General features: G+C 60.9%; 7 protein-coding genes. 5 read left to right on the top strand and 2 right to left on the bottom strand.

The features are described 5' to 3' along the window. On the bottom strand, positions 1 to 187 hold a 187-nt coding region (locus VES88_10940), incomplete at its 3' end, for a hypothetical protein (GenBank protein HYN82009.1). Between the two features lie 82 nt (positions 188 to 269). Here VES88_10940 and VES88_10935 point away from each other — a divergent pair. The 5 genes from VES88_10935 (at position 270) to VES88_10915 (ending at position 3,507) form a co-directional block, all read left to right on the top strand. Next, positions 270 to 872 carry an RNA polymerase sigma factor gene (locus tag VES88_10935; GenBank protein HYN82008.1) on the top strand — a complete coding sequence of 201 codons (603 nt, stop codon included), beginning with the start codon at positions 270 to 272 and terminating at the stop codon, positions 870 to 872. Then, entirely contained in the window at positions 869 to 1,489 is a 621-nt protein-coding gene (locus VES88_10930; GenBank protein HYN82007.1) for a hypothetical protein, read from the top strand. The genes VES88_10935 and VES88_10930 overlap by 4 nt, the downstream gene beginning before the upstream one ends. 2 nt (positions 1,490 to 1,491) lie before the next feature. Then, complete coding sequence (locus VES88_10925; GenBank protein HYN82006.1) at positions 1,492 to 2,388, top strand: DUF4097 family beta strand repeat-containing protein; 897 nt, start codon at positions 1,492 to 1,494, stop codon at positions 2,386 to 2,388. A gap of 134 nt (positions 2,389 to 2,522) precedes the next feature. Beyond that, positions 2,523 to 3,041: a hypothetical protein gene (locus VES88_10920; GenBank protein HYN82005.1), complete on the top strand. Its 519-nt coding sequence runs from the start codon at positions 2,523 to 2,525 to the stop codon at positions 3,039 to 3,041. 109 nt (positions 3,042 to 3,150) lie between these two features. Next, positions 3,151 to 3,507 (top strand): hypothetical protein, encoded by a 357-nt coding sequence (locus VES88_10915; protein ID HYN82004.1) that lies wholly within the window; start codon positions 3,151 to 3,153, stop codon positions 3,505 to 3,507. Positions 3,508 to 3,688: 181 nt separating this feature from the next. Here VES88_10915 and VES88_10910 read toward each other — a convergent pair whose 3' ends face one another. After that, a complete protein-coding gene (locus VES88_10910; protein ID HYN82003.1) occupies positions 3,689 to 6,295 on the bottom strand; it encodes a DUF5916 domain-containing protein in 2,607 nt (868 codons plus the stop codon). Between the last annotated feature and the right edge of the window lie 248 nt (positions 6,296 to 6,543).

Raw genomic sequence — 6,543 nt, 5'->3', positions numbered from 1 at the left:
GCTGGATCTCGCGCTTGAACCGTTCGAGGTTGACGGCGGCGGCAAGCTCGGGCGGCAGCACTTTGATGACGACCTTCCGCTCGAGTGTCGTTTCCTCGGCAACAAACACCCGTGACATCGCCCCGCCTCCGAGCTCGCGCTCGAGGGTGTAGGCACCGCCAAGCGTCTGCTGGAGCTGTTCGCGCAAATCTTTCAGGCTGCGGCTCCGTCGGGTTAGCCGGGCTAATTTAAACCCCGGGCTTTCGACCGGCATCATAGCTTGAAAGCGAATGACCCGACACTCTGCGGTGAGGAAATCGACGATTTCGTTGCAGTCCGAATGGAGCGGTAACGAATCAAAGGGTAGCGAGTCCAGCGCGGCTCTCGTCGGACGCGCGCAGAATGGCGACGTCGATGCCTTCGAGCTCATCTACAACGAGCACTCGGGCAGAGTCTACGCTCTCTGCCTCCGGCTCATGGGTGGTGAGCAGACGGCGGCAACCGAGCTGATGCAGGACGTATTCGTCCGCGCGTGGAAGAATCTCGGAAAGTTCCGGGGCGAATCAGCATTCTCGTCGTGGCTGCACCGACTCGCCGTGAACGCAATGCTGGAGAACGCGCGGAGCGACAAGCGTCGCATCGCGCGGGTACTTCCCATGGAGGACACGAGTCAGATAGGGGCGTTCTCTCCAGGTGATTCGCCGGATTTGAGGATCGATCTGGAGCGGGCAATTGCGCGACTCCCCGCCGGCGCGCGGACGGCGTTCGTCCTGCACGACATCGAGGGGTATCAGCACAAGGAGATCGCGGCTCAGCTCGGCGTCGCAGTCGGAACGGTAAAAGCGCAGGTCCATCGCGCGCACAAGCTTCTCATACAGGCATTGAACAAATGACAGACGATACGATAGACGAAGCGAAGCTTCGCGACCTGATGAAGGATGTTGCGGCTCTGCCACGGAACATCGAGCCGCCGGCGGATGCGTGGGCAAAGATCCGCGCGGAGATCGACGCGAGTGGTGGCCCTGGCCGGGGCGAGGAAGTGAGTGAGCTGGAGGCAAAACGGCCCGCTCGCATCGCATTCTGGCAGCGGCCGATGTTCCTGGCGGCCGCGGCTTTGCTGCTTGTCGCTGGTTCGTCCGCGATTACAGCAGTCGCTCTCAACCGTCGCGGAGAATCAGCAGTTACAGTGTCAGCACAGCCGCGTATTGCTGCGGTTACGGCTGACAGCAACGGTCCCGCGTCGCTGGCGCAATTCACTCTCGTCGAGAGTGACTATCTGCGAGCGGTGAACGATCTCACGGCCACACTGGAGTCAAGCGAGGGGTCCCTCTCACCCGAGACGATTGCAAAGCTGCGCGAGAGCATCAAGGTGATCGATGCGGCGATACTCGAAGCCCGCAACGCTCTTGCAGCCGATCCGGCCAATCGCACTCTCATTCAGATGCTCGCCAATTCGTACGAGCAGAAGGTGGATCTTCTGAAGCGCACGACCGAGATGGCGCGAGGCTGACGATGATTCGCAGGGCTCTCTTCGGCCTGGCTCTCGCTTCAGGGTTTGCCTCCGGCGCGCAATCGCAGGGGAAAGTCGAGCGCGGACTGCGGCTCGATGCCGACGGAGCGGTCCGGATCACCAACCTCGTCGGCAGCGTCCGTGTCACCGGATGGAACCGCGACTCCGTGTCGCTTCGCGCGGCGCTTCCCAAGGGCGACAAGGTTTTCATGGGCGGCGGTCCGCGCGGAATGAAGATGATGGTTGAGACGCCAAACGATCGTAATCCGCAGCCGAGTCGGCTCGAGGTGATGGTTCCGGCGCGCGCCAAGGTGTGGGTGAAGACGGCAACCGCGGAGATCGATGTCTCCGGGGTGACCGGAGAGCTCGACTTGTACGTCGTTGGAGGGAAGATCCGTGTATCGGGCAATCCGGCCGAGTTGAATGCCGAGGCAATAGACGGCGACATCGAGGTGAACGGGAAGCCGGGCTGGCTGCGCGCGAAAAGCGCGAGCGGCACTGTGACGTTCAACGGCTCGAGCGCCGACGTGTCAATCTCCACAGTGAGCGGCGGAATCATCGTCAATTCAGTGCCGGCTGAGGGGAACGCGAAGTTCGAGCGTGCGAAGGTCGAGACCGTTACCGGATCCATTCGCTTCAACGGTGACATTCAGCGGGCGGCGGCGATCGACTTCAACACTCACAGCGGGGCGCTCGACATCGCCATCCCGAGACGCTCGGGTGCCGATTTCGAGGTTGCGTCCATTGCGGGGACGATCTCTAACGAGCTCAACTTCGCGCGGCCGGTGAAGGGGCGATACGGCCGGGGGTCGGAGCTGGTGATGATGAATGGCAATGGCGGCGCGCGCGTCACTGTTCGATCATTCAAAGGACCTGTCACACTACGGGTCGCAAAGTAAGCGGAGCGACTACCTCGCTGTTCGTTCTGGCATTTTCGTAATGACTTCTCTTCACATTCCCTTCCGATTAAACCGACGAACGTCGAGCGGCATCGTATCAGAGCAGGAAACAACTTCTCTGACAGGAGTCCCAAATGTTCCGCTCACCAATTCGAAAGCTCGCTCTCCTCGCCGTCCTCACCGCAGTCGTATCGACAGTCGCGATTGCCGGACCCCCCTGGATCGCAATTGAGTACCCCGCAAATCCGCACGACCCCGGAACCCGCGGTGCACTGCTCACCGTGCGCACCTATCATCACGGCGAGCTCATCTCCTACCAGCTCGCAGGCACGGCCGAAGGAATCGTCAACGGCCGTCGTCAGTCAATACCGCTCGACATTCGCCGGCTGCCGCAGGCCGGGATGTACGCCGTTCGCTTTCAGAAGCCCGCGCAGGGAAACTGGATGCTCGTAATAACCAGCAGTCAGCAGAACGGCGCGTTCGCAGCGTCGGCGCTGGTGACCATCGATTCAGGCGGCGGTGTCGCCTCGGTCAGCGTGCCATCCGGCACGATCGAGAACGGAAGGTGGCGTGTGCCGCGCCGCGTGGCGTCGGCGGAGATCGACGCGATGCTGAAGAACGCAGCGGCAACAACAGTCGCGCGCCGGCAATAAGCGCGACCGTTGGGCTTAGCCCAGCCGCACGATCAGCACGCGCTAGTCGGACGTACTTCCGACGGTCAGGGTCCGTAAATTGAAGCGGCCCTGACCTCACGGAGGTGCGATGAGTCGCAAAAGCCTTCTCCTCTTTCTCTTCGTCTGCTTCCTCGGTGGCATTGGAACGTTCCTCGGCTCGATTCTCGGGAACGCATTCGGGAAGACAGGTCTCTACACTGGCGCGATAATCGGCGGAGTGCTCGGCGTGGCGGTCGCGACAAAGCTTGCGGTGAGGCGGCAGATCCTCGGGCCGAAGCGCTACTGGCCAGCTACTGTCGGCGGAGTATTCGGCTTGTTACTCGCTGCGATCATCGCGACAAACAACATGTCGAGTCCCGTCGTGCCACTCGCCAGCATCGTGTTGATCGGAATCGGCGCTGTGGTCGGAGCTGGGGCGCGGCATGGGGAGTCCATCGACCGATAACTACAAGAGCAACTGAAGACCACACGCGACCTGCTAATCGCTTGCCGCTATCCGCTGCGCGCTTACTACGGTCGAACGTTTGGTTTATGTAACCACGACGTTTGTCGTTGTTTGAGCGCGCAGCGAATAGCGGCTAGCGATTAGCGGGCAGCGTGTCGTCCTCTGCTGCTGTGGTTCTGAGTTACGGGTTGATCCAGTACGAAACCTTGAGCAGTAGCGTGTTGTTCGGGTGCGCCCTGAAAATGTCCTGGAAATCACGGCGGAAGCTGAAGTCGTTCACCTGATCTCCCGAATCCTCGCGGCCCTGCGACCACACCAGGAACAAAGTCGAGCCCGGCTTGTACTCCCAGCGCAGAACCGTATTCGAGCGGAACTCCTTGAAGCTGAATCCACCCGGATCGCCACCCGCGTAGGGCTTCAAACGATCCTCGTAGTTCTCCGCCCGCGGATTGTTGAGCTCACGCCAGTTGGAGTAATCACCACTCGACGTGAACGGCTGCCCGTAGAACTGGAGCGACAGGTTCGGCGTCATCGTGTAGTTCAGCCGCGTCGTGAGACTCACAGTGGTCTGATCGAGCCGGGCGAAGGTGTAGTGCGTCGTGTCGTGACCGGCTGCACCGAAATTCGCTCTCCACTGTCTGTCGTTGATGTCCTTGCTGTAGTTCAGGCCGAACGAGGCGCTGAACTGGCTCGAGACGCGGAACTGTCCGCCCGGCCCGATCCACCAGCTCCTCGAGTTTCCCTCGTCACCCCGCCAGACGCCGGCGAACATGTTAGCCGTCCACGCCTTTCTGCTGTCCGTCTCGATTCCGGCCCACGTATCGAAATTCGGTGAACGCCGTATTGCCGGACCACCGCGAGCATCACGGTCCGCAAAAGTCTTCGTGAACTCACCGACATTTCCGCCGATGTGACCCCACATCCAGTTCGGGAACTGAACGTGCCAGTTCGTGTTCAGTCCAATTGTCGTCGGCAGACCTTCGGTCGTCCACCGCTGCATCATGTTGAAGTTGAAGAACGCTCGCGTGAACGCCTTTGTCGGCTTGTTGAACTGAAGTGCGAACCAGTTTCTGAACATCTGCTCGTCTGCGCGTGATTGGAAACCGAGGTCGTTGATCTCGAAGCCTGGCGAGAAGCGCTGGTAAACACTCTGGAACCGCGTGAATCCGCCGCCGAACTTGCTCAGCGTCACACGCTGGGAGTTGCCGGAGAGCGAAGTCCGCGTCGGATCGAGCTCGAGATCGTCATCGGGACGCTGATACCTGTGAACGCCATCCATCTGCGTACGGGCAATCGCTTCGGCTGTGCCGTTGATCCTGCTTGCCGCGAGATTCACCGCCAGCTCGTACCGCTTGTCGAGAAAGCGGTGGCGCAGATCGAGACCGCCGGTGTAGGCACCGCGCCGCAGGAACGGATCCGTGTTCGAATCCAGGCTGCGGTTGACGCCGGTGATCATTGCGCCGATGTCCGTCTGCCCGTCGTTCAGCGCCTGCTGCACTCGGACGACCGAGTAGTTGGCCGCCGGCTCGATGGTCTGATCGAGCGCACCGACTTCGCGCTGAGTGACGGCGTCGAGAATACCAATCGACATTCCCTTGCCGAGACGGCCGGTGACCTTAGCGGCGCCGAGGATGGTAGTGTTGGTTGCGCTCGACTGGTCGCCATAGACGCCGCTCAGCTGCGGCGACCTGCCGACGCGGCGCGAGTAGAACGGACCCGTGCAGCCCGAGTCGATGTCGCCGCAGTTGGTCTTGAATGAGAAGATCCCCGATCCCTCGAGAAAAAAGGGCCGCCGCTCTTCGAAGAATTGCTCGAATGCTGACAAGTTCAGCACGGACGGATCGGCCTCCACCTGACCGAAATCGGGGTTAATTGTTGCGTTGACCGTGAGATTGGATGAAAGACCGAACTTGAGGTCCGCGCCTGCAGCAAATGACTGCGGATGCTTGTAGGAGCTGCCTGAAGGCCGCGTCTCGTTCTTCGTCACGACGTAAGGCGTGAGCTCGAGCCTGCTCGGCCGTCCAATGCCGCTGATTCCCGTGAGCTGGCCGGTCTGCGAGATGTATCCCTGCTGGTCGCGCCGGTACAGCGGCCAGCTGATGCGCTGCGCGGTGCGCGCCACGTCCCGCACGACCATGAAGCCAAATGTGTGAGTCGGCTTGTTCGCGAAGCGCAGCTGACTGAATGGAATCCGGAACTCCGCAACCCAGCCGACTGAATCGATGCGGGTCGCGACGTCCCAGACGGCGTCCCAGCTGCCGTCCTCATTGTTGTCGTTATAGACGTAGAAGTCCCGCTTCACGCCCGCGGGATTGACGACGAACTCGTACCCCGTGCGCCGGTCGTAATACGAGTCGATCATGAGCTTCAGCTGCTCCGACTGGGTACGAACATCACGGCGACTTAGTAGCGAAATGATACTATCGGGCGCCGGGTCGAACATCCGGGCGAGCACGTAGAGATTCTTCTCGTCGTGCACGACGCGCACTTCGGTCTTGAAGCGCGTCTCGGCGCCGGGCTTGGGCTCGTACTCGAGGAACTTGTCGATCACCTGCGCGTTCTGCCACGCGGGATCGTCGGTCTTGCCGTCGAGTACCGGTGCCGACGCAGCACGCGTCGAAGCAGCTACCGTGGCGCTGGCTGCGTTCAGGACCGGCATCGAGCTCACTGCCGACGGGGAGGGCGGATTGCTGACGATCTTCGTTGGATCCTGCGCGGCGAGCTGGCCGGCAAGAATCAGGACGGAGATGGAGCACAGCGACAGGGGTGTGACGATTGAGTTTTTCATAAGGGCCCGCGACGGGTGGAGCGGTGTATGACGGAGCTGACAAGCGTTGACAATCGGGTGAGACAGCCCAATGCCCTGATTGGTTTGGCCGCAAATGTCCGGATTTGGTAATTCCACCGTACGTCAGCGGCGATCGATTAGTTATCGATACTCACGCGGTTTTACGACAATCTGACAGTTGTTCGAGATCTGCTATCAGGCGTACGGAACCGGACCATTCCGGCGGCGTATCACGCTGCAACCGCGAT

The organism is Gemmatimonadaceae bacterium, assembly GCA_035633115.1.
Taxonomy (GTDB): domain Bacteria; phylum Gemmatimonadota; class Gemmatimonadetes; order Gemmatimonadales; family Gemmatimonadaceae; genus UBA4720.
Note: the sequence above shows the minus strand (reverse complement) of the source record. Positions and strands in the feature narration are given on the sequence as shown.